The organism is Micromonospora hortensis (genome assembly GCF_022230935.1).
GTDB classification, from domain to species: Bacteria; Actinomycetota; Actinomycetes; order Mycobacteriales; family Micromonosporaceae; genus Micromonospora; species Micromonospora hortensis.
On sequence record NZ_JAKKFE010000026.1, the window covers coordinates 123,927 to 147,825 of the forward strand.

Consider the following 23,899-nt stretch of genomic DNA (forward strand, 5'->3'; position numbering starts at 1 on the left):
GGTCGGTGACCGGGTGAGGCTGGCCACTCGGGTGCCGCCGGGGCGCGTCGGGTGGGCAGACTTGCTGCCCGTGGACGCCGTGACGCTGAGTACCCTGCTGGCCGCCGCCGCGATGGCCGGGTGGGTCGATGCCGTGGTCGGTGGTGGCGGGTTGTTGCTGCTGCCGGCGTTGTTGGTGGCCGCCCCGGGGTTGCCGGTGGCCACCGCGTTGGGCACGAACAAGTTGGCCGCGATCTTCGGTACGGCCACGGCGGCGGCGACGTACGCCCGCAGGACGACAGTCGACTGGCGGGTGGCGGGCCCGGCGGCGGGGTTCGCGGTGCTCAGCGCGGGTGTGGGCGCGGCGCTGGCCGGGGCGGTGCCGGCGTCGGCGTACCGGCCGGTCGTGCTGGTGGTGCTGGTGTCGGTGGCGGTGTTCGTGCTGCTGCGTCCCCGGATGGGGGTGGTGGCGGTGCCGGCGAAGCGCACCCCGGTGCGGGTGGCGATGGTGATCGCGGTGGCCGGGGTGGGGATCGCCCTGTACGACGGTTTGATCGGTCCGGGCACCGGCACGTTCCTGGTGTTGGCGTTCACCGCCCTGGTGGGCGCGGATTTCGTGCACGGCTCGGCGATGGCGAAGGTCGTCAACGCGGGGACGAACCTGGGCGCGTTGGTGGTGTTCGGGGTGACCGGGCACGTGTGGTGGTTGCTGGGCGCGGGCATGGCGGTGTGCAACATCGCCGGCGCGGTGCTGGGGGCGCGGATGGCGTTGCGCCGCGGTTCCGGGTTCGTGCGGGTGGTGTTGCTGGTCGTGGTGGTGGCCCTGGTCGCGAAGCTGGGCCACGACCAGTGGGTGAGCTAGCCGCGGCGGCTGGGTGAGTCGAAGCGCCCGGCGCGGATCTCGCGCAGGGCCCGGCGGCGGGTGTCGCCGCGCAGGGTGTCGACGTAGAGCCGCCCGTTGAGGTGGTCGGTCTCGTGTTGCAGGGCGCGGGCCAGGAATCCGCTGCCGGCGATGGTCAGCGGCTCGCCGTGCTGGTCGACGCCGTGGGCGGTGGCGTGCAGGGCCCGCACGGTCGGGAAGTACAGCCCGGGAATGGACAGGCAGCCCTCCTCGTCGTCCTGCAGCTCGTCGGACAGCTCCAGGGTGGGGTTGATGAGGTGGCCGCGGTGCCCGTCGGCGTCGTAGACGAACACCTGGGCGCTGACGCCGATCTGCGGTGCGGCGACGCCGGCGCGGCCGGGGGCGCCGAGCAGGGTGTCCATCAGGTCGGTGACGAGGGCCCGCAGCTCGGCGTCGAAGGTGGTGACCGGTTCGCATCCGGTGCGCAGGACTGGGTCGCCGATGATCCGGATGGGCCGCATGGTCATGGGGTTCAGCGTATCGCCGTGCGGTGCCGCGGTCAGCGCCCGGCCAGGGTGGCGCGGACCGGGGTGGTCTTCGCGGCGGCCTCGGCGACCTCGGCGCGTGCGTCGCTGTCCCAGGTGATGCCGCCGCCGGCCCAGGTGTGCAACCGCTGGCCGTCGGCGGCGGCGGTGCGGATGGTCAGGCCCAGGTCGACGTGGCCCGGGGCGACCCAGCCCAGCGCACCCATGCTGGCGCCCCGCCCGACCGGTTCGAGGGCGCTGATCTGGGTCAGGGCGGCGAGTTTCGGGGCGCCGGTGACGGAGCCGCCGGGGCAGGTGGCGCGCAGCAGGTCGGCGAGGCCGAGGCCGTCGGCGGCGGCGGCGCGGACTGTCGACTCGGCCTGCCACAGGTCGCACCAGCGGCGCACGGCGAACAACTCGTCGACGGTGACGGTGCCGGTGCGGGCGATGCGGGCGAGGTCGTTGCGTTCCAGGTCGACGATCATGATGTGTTCGGCGCGTTCCTTCGCGCTGGTGAGCAGTTCGGCGCGGCCGGTGGCGGTGGCCGGGCGGGTGCCCTTGATCGGTCGGGTGATCACCTGCCCGTCGGTGACCTCGACGAGGGTTTCCGGGGAGGCGCAGCCGATGGCCCAGCCGTCGCCGGTGAGGACGCCGCCGTAGCGGGCGCCGGGGAGCGCGCCGAGGCGGCGCAGGGCCGGCAGCGGGTCGCCGGTGTAGGGGGCGGCGGCGTGGCCGACGATGTTGCTCTGGTAGACGTCGCCGCGGCCGATGGCGGCGCGGACCGCGTCGACGGCGGCGGCGTGCTGATCGGGGGTCCAACTCTCGGCCCACTCGCCGAGCCACCACGGCGGCGGTGGACCGGGCCGGGTGACCCGGGTGGGGCCGTGCTGGTAGACGACGACGGCGAGGTCGGGCAGGGTCGGCGCGGGCTCCGGCGCCCCGGTGGGTGCGCCGGCCAGCAGCGCCCCGGCGGCGGCGGACAGGTACAGCGCCGCGCCGCAGACCCCGGTGCCGTGCTGGCCGGTGGCGGGTCGGGTCAGGTCGTGCAGGGGCAGGCCGTGGGCGGCGAGGAACTCCTCGGCGAGGGCCGCGGGGTCGCCGCCGTCTCCGCGGGACCAGTGCAGGCGGGCGCGTTCGGTCAGCGCGCCCCGGCACGCGGCCGGCGCGGCGGGTACATCGATCGATGCCGCCGGGCCGCGACAGGCGGCCGAAGCCACCGGGCCGCTGTCCGCGGCCCACGTAGCCGGGCCGCTGTCCGCGGCGTCCACGGGTGGGAGCGTTTCCACGCCGTACGGTCCAACCTTCCTCATCCGTTCAGTGGATTTCCCGTGCACCAGGCGGGCACCTGCTCGATGCTGGACACTTTCGCTTGGTACTGTGCGTCACTGGTCATGTGAACCATGACACAGTGCCCCCACAGTCCGGAGAACCCGATGTGCCAGCACCAACCGACCTGCCCCTCCGCTGAAGCTACCGACCGGGAAGCCGCGCGGGTCCTCGCCTGCTTCCGTGAGCAGGGCTGGAGCCTGCTCTGCAACGGTGTGATCGTCTTCGAGGACACCGGCGAGCTGCTTCCCGACGGCAGCAGCATCGCACCGCACCGCGGCCCCGCCCGCCACGCCCTCGTGGCCTGACCGACCACTCAGCGTCACCGTTTAGCCGCCGTCGACCCAGGCTAGTCCCCCGGTAAGGGACGTCCCCGCCCAGGTCGCAGCGGCTGCCGGGGCAGGCCGTACCGCCCGCCCCGGCGCGCCGTCGTCAGTCCTCGAACGCCTCCGGCGACGGGCACGAGCAGACCAGGTTCCGGTCGCCGTACGCGCCGTCGATGCGCCGCACCGGCGGCCAGTACTTGCCGGCCCGGTCCACCCCGGCCGGGTACGCGCCCACCGACCGCGGGTACGCGTGCGACCACTCGTCACCGCTGACCATCGCCGCGGTGTGCGGCGCGTTGCCCAGGGGGTTGTCCCCGAGCGGCCACGCCCCGGAACCCACCTGCTCGATCTCCGCGCGGATCGCGATCATCGCGTCGCAGAACCGGTCCAGCTCGGCCAGGTCCTCGCTCTCGGTCGGCTCCACCATCAGCGTCCCCGCCACCGGGAACGACATCGTGGGCGCGTGGAAGCCGTAGTCGATCAGCCGCTTCGCCACGTCGTCGACGCTCACCCCGGTCGCCTTCGTCAACGGCCGCAGGTCGAGGATGCACTCGTGGGCCACCAGGCCCTTGTTGCCGGCGTACAGCACCGGGAAGTGCCCCCGCAGCCGCGCCGCCACGTAGTTCGCCGCGAGGACCGCCACACCGGTGGCCCGGGTCAGGCCCTCGGCGCCCATCATCCGCAGGTACGCCCACGGGATCGGCAGGATCCCCGCCGACCCGTACTTCGCCGCCGAGATCGCCGGCGTGGCGTCGACGTGGGCGCCCAGCGGGTCACCGGGCAGGAACGGGGCCAGGTGCGCGCGGACCGCCACCGGGCCCACCCCGGGGCCACCGCCGCCGTGCGGGATGCAGAACGTCTTGTGCAGGTTCAGGTGCGACACGTCCGCGCCAAACTTGCCGGGCTTGGCGAACCCGACCAGGGCGTTGAGGTTCGCCCCGTCGACGTACACCTGACCGCCGGCGTCGTGGACCTTCGCGCACAGCGACGCGATGCCCGTCTCGTACACGCCGTGCGTGGACGGGTACGTCACCATGATCGCAGCGAGCGCGTCGCGGTGCTTCTCGATCTTCGCGTCCAGGTCGACGAGGTCGACGTTGCCGTCGTCGTCGCAGGCCACCACGACGACCCGCATGCCGGCCATCACCGCCGACGCCGCGTTCGTGCCGTGCGCCGACGACGGGATCAGGCACACGTCGCGGTGCGTCTCACCCCGCGACGCGTGGTACGAGCGGATCGCCAGCAACCCGGCCAGCTCACCCTGCGAACCGGCGTTGGGCTGCACGCTCACCGCGTCGTAGCCGGTCACCTCGGCCAGCCACGACTCCAGCTGACCGATCATCTCCCGGTACCCGGCGGTCTGCGCGTCCGGCGCGAACGGGTGGATGTTCGCGAATTCCGCCCAGCTGACCGGCTCCATCTCGGTCGTCGCGTTCAGCTTCATCGTGCATGACCCGAGCGGGATCATGCCCCGGTCCAGGGCGTAGTCGAAGTCCGACAACCGCCGCAGGTAGCGCAGCATCGCCGTCTCCGAGTGGTGGCTGCGGAACACCGGGTGGGTGAGGAAGTCGCTGCCGCGCCGCAGGTCGACAGGCAGGGCCGCGTCCGCGTCGCCGTCGAACGCGGGCACCCCGAACGCCTCCCACACCTGCGCCAGGTGCGCGTCGGTAGTGGTCTCGTCGCAGGACACCCCCACCCGGTCGGCGTCGACCAGCCGCAGGTTGACACCCCGCTGCGCGGCGGCCGCGACCACCTCGGCAGCCGCGCCCGGCACGGTCGCGGTGACGGTGTCGAAGAACGCGACGTCCGCGACGTCCACCCCACCGGCGCGCAACCCGGCCGCGAGCCGGGCCGCCATCGCATGGGTACGCGTCGCGATGTCCCGCAGCCCGTCGGGGCCGTGGTACACGGCGTACATGCCGGCCATCACCGCGAGCAGCACCTGCGCGGTGCAGATGTTGCTGGTCGCCTTCTCCCGCCGGATGTGCTGCTCACGGGTCTGCAACGCCAACCGGTAGGCCGGGTTGCCGTCCGCGTCGCGCGACACCCCGACCAGGCGCCCGGGCAGCATCCGCTCCAGGCCCGAGCGCACCGCCAGGTAACCGGCGTGCGGCCCACCGAAGCCCATCGGTACGCCGAAACGCTGGGTGGTGCCGGCGGCGATGTCCGCGCCGATCTGCCCCGGGGCGCGCAGCAGCGTCAACGCCAGCAGGTCCGCCGCGACGGTCACGAGGGCGCCGACGGCGTGCGCCGCCTCCACGAGGCCGGCGTGGTCGCGCACCGCCCCGGACGCCCCCGGGTACTGCAGGTGCAGGCCGAAGAACTCCGCCGGCACCTCGTCGCGCTGCACGTCGAGGACCCGCACGTCGATGCCGAGCGGCTCGGCCCGGCTGGTGATCACGGCGATGGTCTGCGGCAACGCGTCGGCGTCGACGACGTACACCCGACTCTTGCTCTTGGAGGCCCGCCGCGCCAGGGTCATCGCCTCCGCCGCCGCGGTGCCCTCGTCGAGCATGGAGGCGTTCGCGGTGGCCAACCCGGTCAGGTCGGTGACCATGGTCTGGAAGTTCAGCAGCGCCTCGAGGCGGCCCTGGCTGATCTCCGGCTGATACGGCGTGTACGCCGTGTACCAGGCCGGGTCCTCCAGCACGTTGCGGCGGATCACGGCCGGGGTGTGCGTGCCGTGGTACCCCAACCCGATCATGGAGACGGCGACGGTGTTACGCGCCGCGAGGGCCCGCAGCTCGGCGATCGTCTCGGCCTCGGTGGCCGGGTCGGGCAGGTCGAGGGTGCCGTGCCAGCGGATCACCTCGGGGATCGCGGCGTCCATCAGCTCGTCGATCGAGTCGTGCCCGACGACCTCCAGCATCCGACGCTCATCGTCGGGGCCGGGACCGATGTGACGGGTGGCGAACTGCTCTACGGTCATAGGGGGCACTCCCGGGGCGAGGTCGACGTGTCGGCCTCCCCCTCTGTCGCACCCACAGGGGCGCTCCACAGTGCCTGCCCACGAGGTCCTTTTGCCTGAGAGGTTCCGGGGAGGATTTGCCCCTTCGGCGCCGCCCTGCGTGCTGTCGGGCGGTCTCTCCCACGTGGGTGTTACCGGCGCGCTCAACGCTACCAGCGTCGGTGTTTCCGGCGGATGTCCTACCCCCGGGCCCCCAGGGCCCCACCGTCACACCTTGAGTGGGGCTCCAGTGGCGACCCGCGCGGCGAGCTGCGGCAGCACCGCGCCCAGCGGCGCGTCGACGCACACTGTGGCGTGGCCGTCACCCCGGGTCGCCCCCTGGTTGACGATCGCGACCGGGATGCCCCGTTTCGCGGCCCGAATCACGAACCGGCGCCCCGACATCACCGTCAACGACGACCCGAGCACCAGCAACGAGCGGGCCTGCTCCACGGCCGCGAAACACCGCGCCACCCGCTGCGCCGGCACCGTCTCACCGAAGAACACCACGTCCGGTTTCAGCATCCCGGTGCCGCAGATCCCGCAGTCCACCGGCCGGAACGCCGCCACCTGCTCATCAGGGAGATCAACATCACCGTCCGGGTTGATCGCGGCGACGCGGGCCACGAACTCCGGGTTGGCCTCGCGCAGCCGCCGGTGAAGCTCCTCCCGGGAGGTCAGGTTGCCGCAGTCCAGACAGGTCACCTCATCGAGGCGGCCGTGCAGCTCGATCACCGACGGGCTACCGGCCGCACCGTGCAGACCGTCGACGTTCTGGGTGATCACCGTGTCGACCAGCCCGGCGTGTTGCAGCCCGGCCACCGCACGGTGCCCGGCGTTGGGCGCCGCGCCCGCGATCAACCGCCAGCCCAGGTGACTGCGCGCCCAGTAGCGCCGCCGGGCCAGGGGATCACTGGTGAACGCCTGGAAGGTCATCGGCGTGTGCCGCCGCGCCACCCCGCTGGGCCCCCGGTAGTCCGGAATACCCGACTCGGTGGACAGGCCGGCGCCGCTGAGCACCACCACCCCACCACCGGCTACCAGTGAGGCCAACGCGTCGAAGCTCTCCATCACCTCTCCATGCTGCCTCAACCGGCTCGCCAACGCCGAGCCCCGCCCCGGGTGGGCGGCCCCACCCGGCGCGGGGCCCCGCCGACGGTTATACCGCGACGACGTCGGCGACGACGCAGGCGATGTTGTCCGGCGCGCCCTCGGCCCGCGCCAGATCGATCAGCGCCCGCACCGTGTCCCCGGGATCGTCCGTCACGGCCAACGCCGACCCCAACTCGGCCCGGCCGACGACCGCGGACAGCCCGTCGGAGCACAACAGGTACCGGTCACCCGGCAACGCGGTCCGCAGCGCCAGGTCCGCCTCGACCTGCCGGCCGCCACCGAGGGCACGCACCAGCACCGCGCGCTGCGGATGCGTCGCGGCCTGGTCCCGGTCGAGCCGGCCCTGATCGACCTGGGCCTGCACCCACGTGTGGTCCTGCGTGAGCAGCGACAGCTCACCGCCGCGCAGCAGGTAGGCCCGGGTGTCGCCGACGTGCACCAACGCCAGCCGGGACCCGCTGAGCAGCAGCGCGGTCAACGTGGTGACCGGCTGGTCGGTGTCGGTGGCCAACGCGTGCACGGCGCGGTCGGCGTCGCTCACCGCGCCCGCCAACATCGTCAGCAGGTCGGCCGCCGGCACGTCGGCGAACGCCAACGGCTTCAGGGCGTCAACGGCGGCGGCGCTGGCGGCCGCGCCGCCGGGCCCCCGCATACCGTCGGCCACGGCGAGCAACCGCTCGTCGGCGTACGCGGTGTCCTCGTTGCTGTCGCGCACCAGGCCGGTGTCCCCACCGGCGGCGCAGCGGACGACAACTGTGGGATTCGGGTCAGACATGGTGGCGCCCCCTTCAGACAGGTGGTCCACGAGGAGGGTGGCGAGCCGGGCGCGGGCCGCGGTGTCGGCGCTGACCTGCCGCCAGTACGCGGTGACCGCCTCAGCCGCCGCCGCCGGCTCCAGGCCGCACACGACCCGGATCGTCGCCAGCGGCATACCGAGCCGACGCAACTGGGCGACCAGCCGCGCCACCGGCAGCTGAACCGGGTCGTACAGCCGGTAACCGGACTCCGGATCGACAGCGGCCGGCACCAGCAGCCCCACCTGGTCGTACAGGCGCAACGCCTTCGGCGTCAGCCTCGCCGCCCGGGCGAACGCCCCGATGGTCATCAGCCCCACGTCGACCTCCTCCTCGCGCCGGTCACGGCGACCGGCACCCACCAGGCTCAGGGTTACCCGAAGGTCAAGGTCAAGCCGGTGACGCCGCCCGCACCCACGGCGCCGGTAGGTTGGGCGCATGCGCGTCGTCATCGCCGGAGGCCACGGCAAGATCGCCCTACTGTTGCAACGCCACCTCGTCGGGCGCGGCGACACCGCCGTCGGCCTCATCCGCAACCCCGAGCAGACCGCGACGCTGCGCGCCGCCGGCGCCACCCCCGTCGTCTGCGACCTGGAACACACCCCGCCAGAACAGGTGGCCGAACACCTGCACGGCGCCGACGCGGTGGTCTTCGCCGCGGGCGCCGGCCCCGGCAGCGGCGCCGCCCGCAAGGACAGCGTCGACCGGGCCGCCGCCGCGCTGCTCGCCGACGCCGCCACCCGCGCCGGCGTCCACCGCTACCTGCTCGTCTCTTCCATGGGCGTGGACACACCACCCGCCCCCGGCACCGACGACGTGTGGGCGGCGTACCTGCGCGCCAAACGCGCCGCCGAGGACGACCTGCGCGGCCGCGACCTGGCCTGGACGGTGCTGCGACCCGGCCGGCTCACCGACGACCCACCCACCGGGCGGGTCACCCTCACCCCCCACGGCGGCAGTGGCGCGATCAGCCGCACCGACGTCGCCCACGTCCTCGCCGCGCTGCTCGACGAGCCGCGCACCACCGGCGCGACACTGGAGCTCGTCGACGGGCCCACCCCGATCGCCGAGGCCATCCGCGCCGCCGCCCGCTGACCGACCCGCCGCGCCGAGGAGAGAACCCATGGACCCGCAACCACTGGACTACCGCTTCACCGCACCCATCGAGAAAGACGGCGCGTTCGCCACCTACGTGACAGTGCCCGACTCCGCGGACCTGCTCGGCACCCGACGCGCCGTCAAGGTCACCGGCACCATCGACGGGCACCCGTTCAACGCCACCCTCATGCCCTCCGGCGCCGGCCCTCACTGGCTGCCCATCCGCGCCGCCCTGTGCAAGACCATCGGTAAGAGCGCCGCCGGCACCGAGGTCACCTTCCACCTCGAACAACGGCTCAGCTGACCACCCGCCGCACCGCCGGTCGCCCTCAACCGCCCGGGCGGTGCGCGGCCACCAACACCGGCCCGCCCGGGACTGTCGGAAAACGCCGAACGTCACCCAACCCGGCCCCCGCCAGCACCTCCGCCATCCGGTCGGCGTCGAAGGCGTTGCCGCCGTTGCGCACGGCGTTCCACCGGTCGACGGCCGCCCGCAACGGATCCCCCGCCGGCGGATTGGTGCCAGCCACCAGCCAACCACCAGGTCGCAGCGCCTGCACCAACCGGGGCAGCGCGAGCGCCAACGTCTGCTGGGGAAGAAACGGCGCCGGCACCCAGACCAGGTCGTACCCGCCCGGCTCGGCCACCTCCGCGACGTCCTGAAGGCGCAGCGTGATCCGATCCGCGACATCGCGGGCCTCGGCCAACTCCCCGACCGCGAGGTCCAACGCGCGTTGCAGGACGTCGATACCCACCACCGACACCCGGGGCAACGCGCGGGCCAGGGCGACAGCCAACCCCGCCACACCAGTGCCCACGTCCAGCACCCGGGCGTCCGCCGCGTCCAAGCGCTCCGCCAGCCCCGCCAACTCGGGCACCACCCGGGTCGCCAACGCCCGACCGGTCGCCGCCGACGCCCGACCCTGATGCAACAACACCTCGTCGTCCACCTGCGCCCAGCCGACCCCACCCCCACCGGAGGGCTCCTGCGCCGCCGCGGCGACCGCCTGCCGCAGCGAACTCAACCGCGCCTGCACCGCGCTGCGCCCCGTCGGCCCGTCGGCAGGCACCAGCGACGGATGCGCGACCGGCGTCCCGCCGTCCCAGGACAACAGACCGGCGGCCTCCAGCACCGCGCTGCGATGCGGCGACGCCGCGAGGACCTCGGACAGCGGAGCCGACAGGGCGTCACTCATGGTGCCGACCGCGGCCGCCAGCGCCCACGCCGACGCCTCCAACGCGGCCAGCGGATCCGCTGACCCGCCGGATGGGGACGGTGATACCGACACGACGGCGCCTCTCCCAGGGGCGGGCCACGGGTCAGCCCCGCCTGACCCCTTCGACTATGCCACCGCCGCCAACGCGCCGGGTGGGGTCCACGTCAGCGCACCCCACCCGGCGACTCAGCGCTGCTGATGCCGAGGCAACGCCGACTGACCCACCACGCCACCCACGAACGGCGCCCCCGGCGTCTCCGCCGCGATCCGATCCATCGTGCGCGCCAACTGCTCACTGCCGTCGTCGAGATGCCGCGCCGCCGCCTGCATGTGCGACACCATCATCTCGCCGAAGATCCGCAACGCCTCCCGGGTCGCCACCGTGTCGTCGAAGCTCGACCCCGCCGCGCTGCGGTACTCCGCCACCGCCCGCTCCGCCTCCTGTTTCGCCTCCGCCTCCGCCGCGTGCAGGTAACTCTCGTACTGCACCCGGGCGTACTCGGCGACCCGACGCGCATAGTCATGGGCCTGCGCGATGATCTGCTCGGCCTCCCGCTGCGCCGCCGACAGCAGATTCACCTCCCGCGCCGCCGGGACCTTCGCCGCCGCCCCCGTACTCGGAATCACCCCGTGCCGGTGCAACTCCACCCGGTCGGTCAGCCGCTCGTTCTCCGCCCGCAACGTCGCGATCTGCGTCGCCAACAGGTCCAACTCGTCAGCAACCTGCACCCGGAACCGGTCCACGTCAGCGTTGTCGTAACCACGCCGCGCGAACGACGCCGCACCGAACTCCCACCGCCGAACCCGATCGGCGGTCATCCGCACCTGCACACCGCCGGAAACCTGCATCCCGTCATACCGACTGATCGGCGTCGCACTCACCTGTGCCCACCTCCCGAGGTGTCACCCGCAGCCGACTGCTGCACCGCCGTCCGCCACGCCGGGCCGTACCACTGCGCGCCCAGGCCCTCGTGGTGCACCTGACCCTCGTGGTAACCCGCCTGCACCAACGTCCGCACCGCGTGCGACACCATCTCGTCCGACCCACACACGAACACGTGCCGGGACCGCCAGTCACCGTCGGCCAACGCCCGGTCCACCGCCTGCACGAACTCCCCCGGCCGGTGCACGTCGGCACCGACCACGTACGTCACCGTCAACCACGGACACGACGACGCCAACTTGTCGATCGCATCGCTGTCGTAGAACTCGCTACGGGACCGGGCCCCCACGTACAGGTCCACCCGCCGACGAGAACCCTCCGCGGCCACCTGCTCCACCAACGCCTTCACCGGCGCCCAGCCGGTACCCGACACCACCAGCAACAGGTCACTGGAGCCCGCCGACCACAACCCCAACCGGTCCCCCACCGGCGCCGCCAGGTGGATCCGATCCCCCACCGCCGACCCGTACACCAGCCGCGACGACACCGCGCCACCCGGCGCGGCCCGCACATGCAACTCCAACGTGCCGTCCGCCCGCGGCGCGTTCGCCGGCGAGTAGTACCGCCACGACCGCACCGACGGGTGCGACACCCCGATCGACTGACCCGGCGTGAACGGCAACAGATACTGCGGACGCACCGTCACCACCGCCACGTCGAACGCCCGCCGCTCATGCGCCACGATCTCCGCCACCCACCACGGCGGATTGACCGACTCAGCGGCCTGCGCGGCCTCCATCATCACCTGGGCGACCAACCCGTACGCGGCCGTCCAGTCCGCAGCCAACTCGTCGGTCCACTGCTCGGCGAGGAAATGCTGCAACGTCGCCACCAGCGCCTCACCGACCGCCGGATAGTGCTCCGCGCGGACCGCGAACTTGCGGTGATCCGCGCCGAGATCCTGCAGGAAACCCACCAGCCGATCCACCTGGTCCACGTTGGACACGATGTGACCCAACGCGGTCACGAGGCGGTCCCGCTGACCAGCCATGTTCGTGGGGAACATCTGCCGCGTCTCGGGATGGGCGAGGAACAACGTCGAGTAGAAGTAGAGCGGCACCTGGTCGCCGTGACCGGCGACCACCGACCAGCTCTGCTTGAGGCGAGCCGCGTCCACGCTCAGACGCCCGACCTGTTCCCGGCAGCCACCACCTGGTCCTGCACCTGCCCCAACACTGTCTGCACCTCGGCGATGATGTCCGCCGGCACCCCCAGCTCGGTCAGCGTCACCGTCAGGTGCTCGCCCACCTTCGCGAAGTGCCCCACAGTGATGTTCAACGGCTGGTGCGCCTCGGCCAACCCACGACCCGTGTACTCGTTCGGGCCACCCAGCACCACCGTCAACATCAACGCCAGATGCCGCCGCTGACCCGCCATGTCCACGCCGGCGAAATAGCCCGCCAACTCCGGGTCCGCGAGCACCTTGTCATAGAACAGCTCAACCGCCGCCTTGACCGAACTGGCACCGCCAATGCGGTCGTAGTGCGAGGCGGGAGCAGTCTCTTCCGTAACCGTCACGGTCGTTCCTTCCGGGGGGTGAAGGGTCCAGAACCGTGAGGGACCATAGCGTGTCAACCGCCCCCGGTCAGCGCCCCCTTATCGGATTCCCGACAACACGCCGACACGGTGCGTCACCGCTACCGATGGGTATCTCCACAATGGGCCACCGACACGACACCCACGGTATCCACAATGGACCGACACGGCCGACAGACCCCCGCCACCGTCACCGACGGTCGCGAGAAAACAACCGGAAAAAAACCGAAAGACCGAACCGTCAGCCGGCGCGCCGACGCGCTCGCCGCGCCGCCAACTCGTCACCCACCGGATCCGGGCCCGACACCACCGACGGCTCCACCGGGCCACTCGTCGCCGGCTCCGCCGGCAGATGCGACAACGACCCCTGGATCTCCTTGAAAGCCCCACCGATCGCGATCCCGAAGACCCCCTGGCCACCCTGCAACAGGTCGACCACCTCCTCCGGAGACCGGCACTCGTACACCGTCGTCCCATCCGAGATCAAGGTGATCCCCGCCAGATCCTCCACACCACGCGACCGCAACGCCTCGATCGCCTTACGGATGTTCTGCAGGGACACCCCCGCATCCAACAACCGCTTCACGACCTTCAACACCACCAGGTCCCGGAACGAATACAACCGCTGCGTCCCCGAACCCGAAGCGTCACGAACGCTCGGCACCACAAGCGTCGTCCGCGCCCAGTAATCCAACTGCCGGTAACTGATGCCCACCGCGTGGCAGGCCGTCACACCCCGGTAGCCAACCGAACCGTCACCCTCAGCCGCCACACCTGGCGACGAGGCACCCGACTCGTCGAACTCTGCACCCGGATCGGAATCCCGCGGCTCGTGCATCCGGACAACCTCCCCGTCAGTGTGGCGACGCATCGTTTCCGGGACGCGCACCCCTCGACATGGAAACCCTATCGCCACCGTCAGGGGTTACCACGGAGGAACCGACGCGACACGCCGCGCAGCCACCGAGAAAGATCACCAACCGAGCCCAGGCACACCTCAGCCCGCGAAATCCTCCGGACGCACCTGCTCCAGGAACTCGCGGAACTTCTCCACCTCGTCCTCCTGCTCATCAGGGATAACGATCCCCGCCTCGCTGAGGACCTGCTCCGCACAACGAATCGGCGCACCAACCCGCAACGCCAACGCGATCGAATCGCTCGGCCGCGCCGACACCCGCACCCCATCACCGATCAACAGATCCGCGTAGAAGACGTTCTCCTTCAGCTCGGTGATCTCCACCGCCTGCAAGGGCGCCTTCAACGCCGCCAACACATCCCGCAGAAGATCATGCGTCAACGGCCGGGCCGGCTTGACCCCCTGCTGCTCATAAGCGATAGCCGTCGCCTCGACCGCGCCGATCCAGATCGGCAGATACCGGTCCCCCTCGACCTCCCTGAGCAGGACGATCGGCTGGTTGCTGGGCAGCTCCACCCGAACTCCGACCACGCTCAGCTCGCGCACCGCCGCCTCCGTGTCGTTGTCACCTACGCCGCACCGCGCCCTTCCCTGCACGGTACACGGACCGCAACACGGCCGTCCCATGCGCTACAGCACCACGCCCGCGCCGAAAAGGGGTTACCCCGGCAAGCCTACGGCACGCTTCCCGGAAGAGATCTTTCCGCTCAGCCGCCACCCACCGGGCACCCTCACCGACCCAACGTCGACCGCAGCCCCACCCGCACCAACGCCGCGTGCAACTGCTCCGACAACGCCACCAACTCCCGCGCCGTCTCCGCCGCCCGCGCCCGCGCCGCCGGATCACTCTGCCGCGCCAACGGGGCCACCAACTGCGCGAACAAACCGACCTCCCGGTCCGCCGCCGTCCGATAACCCCGCAGGTGCCGCGGCTCCAACCCGTACGCCGCCAACCCCGCCACCGCCGACGCGATGATCAGAGCATCCGCGTCATACCAACCCGGCGGATCCGACACCAGCACACCGAGCCGCTCCAACTCCACCAACGTCGACTCGTCAACCCCACTGCGCGCCACCAGATCCGCCCGGCCGAGCCGCACCTGCGACGACTCGGCCGGCTCCGCCAACTCACGACCCGGCACCGCACCATCGGGACCAACCGCCACCAACGCCGGCCGCGACCGCCCCGGCTGCTCACCGGACGAATCCCACTGGGCCAACTGCTCCCGGATCACCCGCAACGGCAGGTACTTGTCCCGCTGCGCGGTCAACACGAACCGCAACCGCGCCACATCGTCCCAGCTGTACTTCCGGTAACCCGCCGCCGTCCGCTGCGGCTCGACCAAACCCTCGGCCTCAAGAAACCGCAGCTTCGAAATCGTGGTATCCGGAAAATCCACCCGCAACTGCCCAAGCACCTCACCGATGCTCATCAGCGGCTCAGACCGAGCCGCCCCGGGTGACATGGAGGCCGCAGGCTCGTTCACCCCCGGCCGGCCTCCTCCTCCGGGCGCGGACCGGCGATGAACACCACCCGGAACTTACCGATCTGGACCTCGTCACCATTGCTCAACGTGGCCGCCTCAACCCGCTCACGATTGACGTACGTGCCATTCAGGCTGCCCACGTCCCGCACCGTGAACGTCCCACCATCACGGTGGAACTCCGCATGCCGACGCGACACCGTCACGTCATCCAGGAAGATGTCACTGTCCGGGTGCCGGCCACTGGTCGTCACATCGTGGTCCAACAAGAACCGGGCACCCGCATTCGGACCTCGACGAACCACCAGCAGCGCCATACCCGGCGGCAACGAACCGGACATCCGGCTCGGCACCACATCGGTATCCGGCCCCTCCAGCACTTCGTCGAGCGAACCGAGATTGAGCGTCGAAGTGACGTCGAGTGGGGGGAACTCGTCGTCTGGCCGCGTCATGGGACCACCTCACGGATCTGTTCGGTCGGCGTCGGGTAATGGCGGGTCTGGCCGCCGGGCACTTGAACACCCGGCGGCTGGCTCCCCGTGCCCGGGAAGGCAATTCCGCAACGCTCAACTATTGGGTTCTCGGTCGACTGGGCGAGCCTAGCCAGCGCCGAAATGCAGGGCAACCGGACGCGCGCAGACATCCCACGCACCGGATCAAGCACACTCAGCCTTCGGTGATCTTCTGATACGCGGCCGCCGTCAGCAACCCATCAGTCGCAGTCGGATCATTCGGCGTGATCTCCACCAACCAACCCTCACCGTACGGATCAGTATTGATCAGCTCAGGAGTGTCAGCCAACGCGTCGTTGCGCGCCGCCACCGTACCGGCCACCGGCGCGTAGATCTCCGACACACTCTTGGTCGACTCGATCTCACCCAACGAGTCACCGGCCGCGACCACCGCACCCGCCTCGGGCAACTGCACGTACACGATGTCACCGAGCGCGTCCTGCGCGAAGTGGGTGATGCCGACCCGGACCGAAGCCGTGCCGTCACCCGCCACCCACTCATGCTCAGCGGTGTATCGCAGATCCTCGGGAATCACCAGACGCGTCCTTCATCCATCGGTGCCCCGGACCACCCGGGTCCGGCGCGGCCGCGCCGGTCAGGAGACCGGACGGGCGTGTTCCAACTTGATCGGCACGTGCAGCGCCGAAACCTCGGCAACCTCACGCTCCCCAAACGTCACGTTACCGCCGGCACCCCGGACCGACGCCACCACCCCACCAGGAATGTTCAACGCCGTACGCATCGTCGCCGGATCACCGATCACCGTGATCGTGTACGGCCCCGACAACCGACGCCCCTCCACCATCAACGACCCGTTGTCATCGAGGAAGTACGTCGACGCGATGATCCGCACCGTCGCCCGATCCCCACCGGAAATCTGCATCGCCTCGGCGCCCGCACCACGCAGCTCCTGCACCGCGTCCAACACCCGGTTCGCCGAGATCGCCTCCACACCCGCCTCGAACTGCACAGTCAACCCGGGACCCACCGCCGGCAACGTCCCCGCCAGGATGCCCAACTCGTCCGCCCGCCGCGTCGCCTCGTCCAACGCCGCCTGACGACCCTGCTCACCCGAACGCAACTGCCGCTGACTGTCCTCCAGAGCCCGGATGTCCTGCTGCAGGCGGTTCTCCCGCGCATCCAGATCCGACAGGATCCGGACCAGGTCCTCCTGCCGGGTCGCCCCCAGCGTCGGATCCGTCGACGTCGTCTTCAACTGCACGACCAACGTGAACCCCAGCAACGCCAACAGCGCGGCGATCATCACCCCGGCCGCACTCCACCGGGACCGACCAGCCACCACCGGCGCCGCCGACTCCTGCACCGGCTCCGCCAACCCGTCAGAACCCGCGACCGGCCGCTCCCCCGACCGCGACACCGCGTTCAGGTCCACCGTCGCACCATCGTCGACCGGCTCCACACCCGGCGCCGCCACCGGCTCGGCCGCCGGCTCGTCATCCGACGGCTGCGCCGGCCCCTGCGGCGCCAACGGACTCAACTCATCCGGATCCGGCGCATCCGGCCGCGGATCCGGCTCACCCGCCGGCCCACCCGGCCGCACCGGACCCGCCGGCTGCGGCCACCCGGTCCCCGTGTCGGTCTGCTCGTCACTCATCGCAACCCAACCTACGCCCGGAACAGGTGCCGACGGATCGCCGCCACGTTGCCGAAGATACGCACACCCAACACAACGACCACACCCGTGGACAACTGCCCACCCACCCCCAACTGGTCACCCAGATACACGATCAGACCAGCCACCAGCACGTTGGAAATGAACGACACCACGAACTGCTTGTCGTCGAAGATGCGGTCCAACCGCGCCCGCACCCCACCGAACACCGCGTCCAACGCGGCCACCACCGCGATCGGCAGGTACGGCTGCAACGCCGCCGGCACCGTGGGATCAAGCCACACGCCCAGCACCACACCGGCGAGCAACGCCAACACCGCGATCATCGGCCACCTCCGGAGGGGCTCACAGTCGTCCCCGGACCGGACGACCCGGGACTGCCGGAACGGACACCCGACGCGGAAGGGCTCGGACTGACCGACGGCTTGGCGTAGCGTAGCTGCGGCTCCGGCGCCGCCGGCAGGGTGAGGTCATCCGCCTCCCGCACACCGAACGACAACCCCGTCCCCTGCGCGACCTTCCGCATCAGCGCCGCGTTGCGGCTGTCCTCGAACTTGCGCCGCATCGAACCCGGCCCGATCGCCGACACCTCGTACGGTCCGGTCACCGGCCGGAAATCCACCAGCATCGCCTCACCCGCCGACCGGATCGTCGACGTCGACGTCAACCGCTGCCCGTTGATGGCGATCGCCTCCGCGCCAGCACTCCACAACGCGTTCGCCACACCCTGCAGGTCGCTGTAGAGCACCCGCGGCGGCCCAGCGCCGGCACCGGTGACCGCATCCGCCTTGTCCGGCGCATCCGCCAACCGCACCACCACACCATCACCGCGCACCCGACCCAGCCCGGTGCTCGCCTCCAGGTTGCGCAACCGGGCGGCGGCCGACCCGCTCAACGCCGCGTCCCGCTGCCGACTGACCTCCTCGCGCAGCTGGTCCGCCTGCGTGGACAACCGATCGGTCTGGCTCTCCCGCTCCTTGATCTGCGCCACCAGACCCGAACGGGCCTGGCTCCGCCCCGGCTCGTCCGCCATCGTCTGCCGGTACGCGACAGCGAACAGGAAACCGAGCATCACCACCACGACCAGGCTCACCGACCGGGCCGGCAAGGCCCGCCACCCGCGCGCCGGAGCCGACCCCACCGAGCGTCGACGGGCGGCAGCCGCATCCGCGTACCCCGGATCCAGCGGGTTGCGAAACAGCTCGGTGAGGAAATCCGGCGCGTACACCCGGTCCTGGCCGGGCTTTCCCAGCCGAGGCGCGCTCACGCCGCCGCTCCCGGGCCCCGCGCCGCGCGCACCAGCCGAGCCGCCTGCACGACGTACATCCCGCCGGCCACCCAGTACAGCACCAGCCCCCACCAGGCCAACGCCCAACCGATGGCGCTCGCCGCCGTCGCCACGTCGCTCGCCGCGCTCGCCAACAACAGCACCGGGAACGCCGCGAGCAGCAGGAACGTGGCGGTCTTGCCCACGTAGTGCACCGGCGGCGGCCCGTACCCGTAGCGACGCAGCACCGCCAGCGAGGCCAGCAGGAGGACCTCACGGGCCAGCAGCGCCGCGGTGAACTGCCACGGCACCACCTCCCGCGCGGTGAAGGCGACCAGGGTGGCGAGGATGTAGAGCCGGTCGGCGAGCGGGTCGAGCAGCTCGCCCAGGCGGCTGACCTGGTGCAGGCGGCGGGCGATCCAGCCATCGACCCAGTCGGTGGTGCCGCCGATGGCCAGCACCACGACCGCCGCCACGTCGGCCCGCGCCACCAGGAACAGGTAGAGGAAGAGCGGCACGCCCAGCAGCCGGCCGAAGCTGATCAGGTTGGGCAGGGTGAGCACCTGGTTGCCGGGAGTCTCGTCACCGGTGTCCCGCGGTTGCTCTGCCCGAGCCTGCCGACGCGACACCGATCCTCCTCCACGGCACGCGGGCCCCCGGCCGGCGGCGGGCGCGGCTGAGGGTCGTACGCGCTGTCGGGCCGACCAGCGCCGGCTCTCCCCTGCGGCCCCGGGCGGGGCCCCCTCCCCTGATGCGGCCCGCGATCTCGATGATCGCGGGCCGGGTAGGTGCGCTGCCACTATATCGGGCTCCCTCTCCGTGGCCGGGCGCCGCTGCGGGCTGTCGGCGCGGCTGTGCCGCACTGTGGCGTGGATCACCACGCGTAAAGCGTCCTAGGATACTGGTGGAAGAGGGGGCGACGCTCAGGCCGTCTGGACCGCGGGATCGATGTGCTGCTCGGGCGCCGAGGTCGCCGCCCGAGCGAACCCGGCCAGCGCCAACAACAGCTCGTGCTGCTTCCGCGCCGGCATTCGGTCCAACACCGCCTGCACCGCGCGCTGCCGCCGCTCGGCCAACTCCCCCAACAGGGTCAGCGCCGCGGCGGTCGGCACCAACCGCACCTCACGCCGGTCACGCGGATCGGCCACCCGACGCAACAGCCCGGTCGCCTCCAACCGGTCACACAGGCGGCTCGCCGACGAGGGCCCCACGTCCAGTAGCTCCGCCAACCCGTTGACGTTCGTCTCCGGACGACCGCAGATCAGCGTGAGCACCCTCAGCTGGGTGGGCGGCACCTGATGCCGCGACGCGGCCGACTCCAGCACGGCGATCAGCGTCCCGGCGGCCGCGTCGATCGCCGCGGCGAGATCCGCAGGTCGCTCCACCTGATGTCCCCTGCCGTCGTCGCGCTGGTGCCCGCCCGGCAACGCGGCGGCAAACCTCACCCCGTGCCCCGTTCGCGCGGACCGTGCCAGTCCAGACAGACCACGACGGCGTCGTCGTGCAGATCGGAATCCGCGTGATAGGCGTGCAGTTCGCGCATCACCGTACCAACCGCCTCGGCCGGCGGCTGCAGGCGCGTGGCGCGCATGGACCGAGCCATCATCCGCTGCCCGTACGGCTCCTGACCCGGCGGCTCGGCGGCCCACACCCCGTCACTGACCACGAAGAGCCGGTCACCCGGGGCGAGTTGCACCTCCTGAAGCTCGTAGCGGGTCTCGGCGAACATGCCCAGCGGCAGCTGCTGATCCAGCTTCATCGGCTCGACAGTGGACCCGCGCATCCGCAACAGATGGGGAGAGCCCGCGTCGACCGCCCGCACCATGCCGAGGCTGGTGTCCACCTCCAGCAGCAGGGTGGCCACGTACCGGGCGCCCCGGTGTTGGTAGAAGACCGTGTCCGAGGCCAGCTCGGCCTGCTCCACCAGACCGCCACCGGAGCGACGCGCGTTGCGCATCGCGTTGACGGTGACGGCGGTCAACAGGGACGCCGCCAGCCCACTGCCCTCGCCGTTGAGCACTGTCACGGTGAGACGTTCGCCGTCCAACGACCAGTCGAAGTGGTCGCCGCCGACGGTGTACGCCGGTTCGAGCTGGCCGGCCAGATCGAACGCGTGGTGGGACACACCACGACCGGGCAGCAGGTCCCACTGCATCTCGGCGGCCATCGTCAGTCGCTCCCGACGGCGGGCCCGCCGGTAACGGTCGGTCTCCCGGTCCGCCGCGCGCATCGCCACGGCCAGGGTGCCGGCGATGTCCGTCGCCCGACCGGTGACCGTCGCGTTCGGTGCGGTCGGAAGCTCGATCAGCAGCACACCCAGCCGTTCCCCCCACACCGTCAAGGGCAGGTAGAGCCGGCAGGGGCCTTCACCGTCGCGGACCGGTTGCTGGCTGCTGAAGCAACGCTGCGCCATGGTGTGGCAGGCCAGGAAGCCGCCCGCCGGCAGGTCCGGGTCCAGCACCGGCCAGAGGCCGCTGATCCGGTAGTCGGCGACGAAGACGTCGGTGCGCAGCGCGCCCATCGCGGACCGGATCGCCCGGTCCGCCGCCTCCGCCAACTGGTCCGGCGGAGCCTCGCGCAACGCGCGCGACACCACGTCCGGCGCGTCTACCATTCGTCGTCCTCCCCAGAAGCTTGCTATAGGGCAAGCATCATACGGACGCCCCCGGACGGATGATCGGCGCGGTCAGTCAGCCGCGCGGGTAGCGAGCACACCATGGAACGCGTCGGGCACCCGTGCCGGCGGGCCGTCCGGCCGCCACTCGGCGACCGGGACGATCCCGTCCGCCGTCGGCGCCCACCGACCCAGCAGGGGCGCGAACGCCGCCGGTGGACGCATCCGGAACTGCGGACCCATCATGGCCAGCGCCTGCGGGTGGCCGGCGAGTTCCTCGGTGTCGAAGTCCACAGCGAGCAGGCTGCCCGGCGCCGCGGCGGTGTACAGCTCGTCGAGGGTGTGGATCAGTGTGGCGTCGTCGAGGAACGCGGCCAACCCCAGGAAGACCACCCCGACCGGCCGCCGACCCCAGCCCGGCACGAAGCGGTGCAGCTGCGCCGGGTCGATGGTGCCGATGTCGGTCGCGTCGCCGAAGCCGTAGCCGGCCCGGTCGCTGCCGGCGAGGATGCCCTGACCCAGTCGGATGGTGACCGGGTCGACGTCGGTGTAGAGCACAGTCGCGTCGGTGGCGACCTCGTGCACGTTGCCCATCGTCGGCACCCCGGCGCCGAACACCAGGAACCCGTCCACGCCGTGGGCGGCCATCGCCCGCACCGCCCGGCCCAGGAACGCCCGCAGCTCACGGAACACCGGCGCGCACGGCCCGTACGCCTGCTCGAACGCGCTCGCGGCGGCCACGTCCACGGGGAAGTGATGGTGCCCGCCGAGCCAAAAGTCGATCATGCGAGCGGTGCTCGGCTGGTCTGGTTCACCCATCGGCGGCGCTCCCTCCCCGGTCGTCGCCAGCGTACCGACCGGGACGCGCTCAGCGGTATCGCGGCGCGAGGGCGTCCTGGACCGCGATACTGGCCGCGAGCGGAGGTGGGCGGTGAACTCGGCGAACAACGCGGCGGTGGTGGTCGGCGTCGACGGTTCGGAGTCGGCGCTGCGCGCCGTGCGCCTCGCCGCCGCCGAGGCGGCGCGCCGGCACCGACCGCTGCGGGTCGTGCACGGCTTCATCTGGCCGCTGCTGCACGTACCGGTCTCCCCCGCCCCGGACGCGCCGCCCGGCGGTGGGCTGCGCCACCGGGCCGAGGAACTCGTCGAGGCCGCGGTGGGCGAGGCCGAGGCGACGGTGCCCGGGTTGTCGATCTCCGGCGAGATCATCGACGGTGAGGCAGCCGCGGTGCTGGTGGGCGAGTCCCCCACGGCCGCGCTCATAGTGCTCGGCGATCGCGGGCTGGGTGGGTTCTCCGCGCTGCTGGTCGGCTCGGTCGCGGTGCAGGTCGCCGGGTACGCCGACTGCCCGGTGCTGGTCGCGCGGGGAACGCGACGACCTGACGAGCCGGTCCTGGTCGCGGTGGACGGCTCGGACGCCTCCCGGCGGGCGGCGGACTTCGCCGCCGAGACCGCCGTGTCGCTCGGCGTGCCGCTGGTGGCGGTGCACGCCTACCGACACCCCGGCAGCAGCGGCCCGGGCGACATGCAACCCCTGGTGTACGACGAGGCGACGCTGCGCGGCGAACAGGAGCGGATGCTCGGCGGGTGGCTGACCAGGCTCACCGACGACCACCGGGGTCTGCGGTTGACCTGCCAGGTGGTGCATGGCCGACCCGGCACTGTGCTCGCCGAGGCGTCCCGCTCCGCCCAACTGGCGGTCGTTGGTGGGCGCGGGCGCGGCGAGGTGACCGGGTTGCTGCTGGGGTCGGTGAGCCAGTCGATGCTGCACCACGCGCAGTGCCCGGTGGTCGTCGTCCGCGCTCCCCAGTAGCGTGCCGGGGTTGGTCCGCCGCCAGACGGGTAGACGGCCGCGGTACGCCCAGCGGACGGTGGGCAGCACCAGGTGCCCAGACCGACGAAGGAGGCACAGATGCCAGGACCACGGCCGGGCAGTAACGCGTACGACAAGCAGCGCGCGCGGTTGCGCAACGCGATCGACGACTCCGGGCGCCGAGTACCCGACGGCAAGGCCAACCAGGTCGCGAACCGGATCCTCCAGGAGGATCGCGGTCAACGGGGCGTGGTGCGCGGTGAGCGGACGTACGGCCCGAAGAGCGAGCGCGAACCGGGCGACCCGAAGTGAGGACTGTCGACGTGGCCGACGGCGCCATCGCTGGCGCCGTCGGCAGTACCGCGTTGAACGTGGTCAGCTTTCTCGACATGGCGCTACGGGGACGTCCGGAGAGCGACGTCCCCCAGGAGACCGTCGACCGGCTGGCCGGGATCGCGCACGTCAGCCTTGGGTCCGACGGCCGGGCGGCCAACCGCCGCTCGGGCCTCGGGCCGCTGATCGGTTACGGCCTGGGCGTCGCCGCGGGAGTCGGGTTCGCGCTCTACGCCGGTGGACGACGTCAGCCGTTGCCGGTGGCCACCGGCCTGCTCGGCGCGGGCGTGATGACCATGACCGACGGGTCGATCACAGCGCTCGGGATCAGCGACCCGCGTACGTGGAGGCGCTCCGACTGGATCTCCGACATCATCCCGCACCTCGCGTACGGACTGGCGGCCGCCGCCACCTGGAACAGGTTGCGGCGGCCGCCAGTCCGCGGTCGCTAACCCAACGGTCAGCGGGTGTCGCTGTCGTCCTCGGCCACCGGCTCACCGGCCGGGCCGTACGGCGACACCTGCCCCTTGGGCACCGGTCGACCGGCGTCCCCGCGCGAGGACCCACTGTTGAGCGGGTGTCCAGTCGGCGTGGGCCCCTTGCTGTCCTGGCTGGTGGCGCCCTTGGCGTTGCGGCGGAACTCTTCCTGCTGCGGATTGACCACGGGTGTCTCCCTTCCGGGT

Annotated in this window: 29 protein-coding genes and 1 riboswitch; of the genes, 7 read left to right on the forward strand and 22 right to left on the reverse strand. The window is 71.7% G+C overall.

Going from position 1 to position 23,899, the window contains the following annotated elements; genetic code table 11:
• Positions 1-70 precede the first annotated feature (70 nt).
• On the forward strand, positions 71-841 hold the full coding sequence (locus NIE111_RS18955) for a sulfite exporter TauE/SafE family protein (protein WP_308193708.1): 771 nt from the start codon (positions 71-73) through the stop codon (positions 839-841).
• On the opposite strand, the gene def is transcribed toward NIE111_RS18955, so the two are convergent.
• On the reverse strand, positions 838-1,347 hold the full coding sequence (gene def, locus NIE111_RS18960) for a peptide deformylase (RefSeq protein ID WP_238685662.1): 510 nt from the start codon (positions 1,345-1,347) through the stop codon (positions 838-840). The genes NIE111_RS18955 and def overlap by 4 nt on opposite strands.
• Before the next feature lie 32 nt (positions 1,348-1,379).
• Positions 1,380-2,654: a chorismate-binding protein gene (locus NIE111_RS18965; RefSeq protein ID WP_238685663.1), complete on the reverse strand. Its 1,275-nt coding sequence runs from the start codon at positions 2,652-2,654 to the stop codon at positions 1,380-1,382.
• Between the two features lie 123 nt (positions 2,655-2,777).
• Here NIE111_RS18965 and NIE111_RS18970 point away from each other — a divergent pair, with 123 nt between their 5' ends.
• Positions 2,778-2,978 carry a DUF5999 family protein gene (locus NIE111_RS18970; protein ID WP_007460326.1) on the forward strand — a complete coding sequence of 67 codons (201 nt, stop codon included), beginning with the start codon at positions 2,778-2,780 and terminating at the stop codon, positions 2,976-2,978.
• Between the two features lie 124 nt (positions 2,979-3,102).
• Here NIE111_RS18970 and gcvP read toward each other — a convergent pair whose 3' ends face one another.
• The 3 genes from gcvP to NIE111_RS18985 form a co-directional block, all read right to left on the reverse strand.
• Positions 3,103-5,925 carry an aminomethyl-transferring glycine dehydrogenase gene (gene gcvP, locus NIE111_RS18975; RefSeq protein WP_238685664.1) on the reverse strand — a complete coding sequence of 941 codons (2,823 nt, stop codon included), beginning with the start codon at positions 5,923-5,925 and terminating at the stop codon, positions 3,103-3,105.
• A 73-nt stretch (positions 5,926-5,998) separates the two neighbouring features.
• Positions 5,999-6,097: riboswitch (glycine riboswitch) on the reverse strand.
• A gap of 74 nt (positions 6,098-6,171) precedes the next feature.
• The gene (locus NIE111_RS18980; protein WP_238685665.1) at positions 6,172-7,014 is read right to left on the reverse strand and encodes an NAD-dependent protein deacetylase; all 843 of its coding nucleotides are present in this window, start codon (positions 7,012-7,014) and stop codon (positions 6,172-6,174) included.
• Positions 7,015-7,102: 88 nt separating this feature from the next.
• Positions 7,103-8,170 carry a MerR family transcriptional regulator gene (locus tag NIE111_RS18985; protein ID WP_238685967.1) on the reverse strand — a complete coding sequence of 356 codons (1,068 nt, stop codon included), beginning with the start codon at positions 8,168-8,170 and terminating at the stop codon, positions 7,103-7,105.
• 118 nt (positions 8,171-8,288) lie between these two features.
• On the opposite strand from NIE111_RS18985, the gene NIE111_RS18990 reads away from it, so the two are divergent.
• On the forward strand, positions 8,289-8,945 hold the full coding sequence (locus tag NIE111_RS18990; protein ID WP_238685666.1) for an SDR family oxidoreductase: 657 nt from the start codon (positions 8,289-8,291) through the stop codon (positions 8,943-8,945).
• 28 nt (positions 8,946-8,973) lie between these two features.
• Complete coding sequence (locus NIE111_RS18995) at positions 8,974-9,252, forward strand: DUF1905 domain-containing protein (protein ID WP_112587027.1); 279 nt, start codon at positions 8,974-8,976, stop codon at positions 9,250-9,252.
• A 25-nt stretch (positions 9,253-9,277) separates the two neighbouring features.
• Here the strand turns inward: NIE111_RS18995 and NIE111_RS19000 are convergent, their stop codons facing one another.
• From NIE111_RS19000 to NIE111_RS19075, 16 genes are all read right to left on the reverse strand, one after another.
• Positions 9,278-10,237, reverse strand: a complete 960-nt coding sequence (locus tag NIE111_RS19000) for an SAM-dependent methyltransferase (RefSeq protein ID WP_238685667.1) — start codon at positions 10,235-10,237, stop codon at positions 9,278-9,280.
• A gap of 114 nt (positions 10,238-10,351) precedes the next feature.
• Positions 10,352-11,047, reverse strand: coding sequence for a DivIVA domain-containing protein (locus tag NIE111_RS32080; protein ID WP_266302525.1), 696 nt, complete (start codon positions 11,045-11,047; stop codon positions 10,352-10,354).
• Positions 11,044-12,225 (reverse strand): globin domain-containing protein, encoded by a 1,182-nt coding sequence (locus NIE111_RS19010; RefSeq protein WP_238685668.1) that lies wholly within the window; start codon positions 12,223-12,225, stop codon positions 11,044-11,046. The genes NIE111_RS32080 and NIE111_RS19010 overlap by 4 nt, the downstream gene beginning before the upstream one ends.
• 2 nt (positions 12,226-12,227) lie before the next feature.
• Positions 12,228-12,626 (reverse strand): group I truncated hemoglobin, encoded by a 399-nt coding sequence (locus NIE111_RS19015; RefSeq protein WP_238685669.1) that lies wholly within the window; start codon positions 12,624-12,626, stop codon positions 12,228-12,230.
• A 259-nt stretch (positions 12,627-12,885) separates the two neighbouring features.
• On the reverse strand, positions 12,886-13,482 hold the full coding sequence (locus NIE111_RS19020; protein ID WP_238685670.1) for a MerR family transcriptional regulator: 597 nt from the start codon (positions 13,480-13,482) through the stop codon (positions 12,886-12,888).
• A 159-nt stretch (positions 13,483-13,641) separates the two neighbouring features.
• The gene (locus tag NIE111_RS19025; protein ID WP_030327706.1) at positions 13,642-14,106 is read right to left on the reverse strand and encodes a bifunctional nuclease family protein; all 465 of its coding nucleotides are present in this window, start codon (positions 14,104-14,106) and stop codon (positions 13,642-13,644) included.
• 185 nt (positions 14,107-14,291) lie between these two features.
• Complete coding sequence (ftsR, locus tag NIE111_RS19030; protein ID WP_203121165.1) at positions 14,292-14,993, reverse strand: transcriptional regulator FtsR; 702 nt, start codon at positions 14,991-14,993, stop codon at positions 14,292-14,294.
• Between the two features lie 50 nt (positions 14,994-15,043).
• Positions 15,044-15,496: an oxoglutarate dehydrogenase inhibitor Odhl gene (gene odhI / locus NIE111_RS19035; protein WP_007071101.1), complete on the reverse strand. Its 453-nt coding sequence runs from the start codon at positions 15,494-15,496 to the stop codon at positions 15,044-15,046.
• Positions 15,497-15,710: 214 nt separating this feature from the next.
• A complete protein-coding gene (gene gcvH, locus NIE111_RS19040; RefSeq protein WP_091397961.1) occupies positions 15,711-16,091 on the reverse strand; it encodes a glycine cleavage system protein GcvH in 381 nt (126 codons plus the stop codon).
• 60 nt (positions 16,092-16,151) lie between these two features.
• The gene (locus tag NIE111_RS19045) at positions 16,152-17,171 is read right to left on the reverse strand and encodes a DUF881 domain-containing protein (RefSeq protein ID WP_238685671.1); all 1,020 of its coding nucleotides are present in this window, start codon (positions 17,169-17,171) and stop codon (positions 16,152-16,154) included.
• Positions 17,172-17,182: 11 nt separating this feature from the next.
• Entirely contained in the window at positions 17,183-17,515 is a 333-nt protein-coding gene (locus NIE111_RS19050) for a small basic family protein (RefSeq protein WP_030327710.1), read from the reverse strand.
• On the reverse strand, positions 17,512-18,456 hold the full coding sequence (locus NIE111_RS19055) for a DUF881 domain-containing protein (protein WP_238685672.1): 945 nt from the start codon (positions 18,454-18,456) through the stop codon (positions 17,512-17,514). The genes NIE111_RS19050 and NIE111_RS19055 overlap by 4 nt, the downstream gene beginning before the upstream one ends.
• The gene (clsA, locus tag NIE111_RS19060; protein ID WP_238685673.1) at positions 18,453-19,085 is read right to left on the reverse strand and encodes a cardiolipin synthase ClsA; all 633 of its coding nucleotides are present in this window, start codon (positions 19,083-19,085) and stop codon (positions 18,453-18,455) included. The genes NIE111_RS19055 and clsA overlap by 4 nt, the downstream gene beginning before the upstream one ends.
• A 294-nt stretch (positions 19,086-19,379) precedes the next feature.
• Positions 19,380-19,841 (reverse strand): MarR family winged helix-turn-helix transcriptional regulator, encoded by a 462-nt coding sequence (locus tag NIE111_RS19065; RefSeq protein WP_238685674.1) that lies wholly within the window; start codon positions 19,839-19,841, stop codon positions 19,380-19,382.
• A 56-nt stretch (positions 19,842-19,897) separates the two neighbouring features.
• A complete protein-coding gene (locus NIE111_RS19070) occupies positions 19,898-21,070 on the reverse strand; it encodes a PP2C family protein-serine/threonine phosphatase (protein ID WP_238685675.1) in 1,173 nt (390 codons plus the stop codon).
• Between the two features lie 72 nt (positions 21,071-21,142).
• Positions 21,143-21,889, reverse strand: coding sequence for an SAM-dependent methyltransferase (locus tag NIE111_RS19075; protein ID WP_238685676.1), 747 nt, complete (start codon positions 21,887-21,889; stop codon positions 21,143-21,145).
• 112 nt (positions 21,890-22,001) lie between these two features.
• Between NIE111_RS19075 and NIE111_RS19080 the strand changes: the two genes are divergently transcribed.
• From NIE111_RS19080 to NIE111_RS19090, 3 genes are all read left to right on the forward strand, one after another.
• Positions 22,002-22,883: a universal stress protein gene (locus NIE111_RS19080; protein WP_238685677.1), complete on the forward strand. Its 882-nt coding sequence runs from the start codon at positions 22,002-22,004 to the stop codon at positions 22,881-22,883.
• A 99-nt stretch (positions 22,884-22,982) separates the two neighbouring features.
• Complete coding sequence (locus NIE111_RS19085; protein WP_088948250.1) at positions 22,983-23,195, forward strand: phosphatidylethanolamine-binding protein; 213 nt, start codon at positions 22,983-22,985, stop codon at positions 23,193-23,195.
• The gene (locus tag NIE111_RS19090) at positions 23,192-23,668 is read left to right on the forward strand and encodes a hypothetical protein (RefSeq protein ID WP_238685678.1); all 477 of its coding nucleotides are present in this window, start codon (positions 23,192-23,194) and stop codon (positions 23,666-23,668) included. Before NIE111_RS19085 ends, NIE111_RS19090 begins: the two co-directional genes overlap by 4 nt.
• An 8-nt stretch (positions 23,669-23,676) precedes the next feature.
• Here the strand turns inward: NIE111_RS19090 and NIE111_RS19095 are convergent, their stop codons facing one another.
• Entirely contained in the window at positions 23,677-23,880 is a 204-nt protein-coding gene (locus NIE111_RS19095; RefSeq protein ID WP_238685679.1) for a hypothetical protein, read from the reverse strand.
• Positions 23,881-23,899 lie beyond the last annotated feature (19 nt).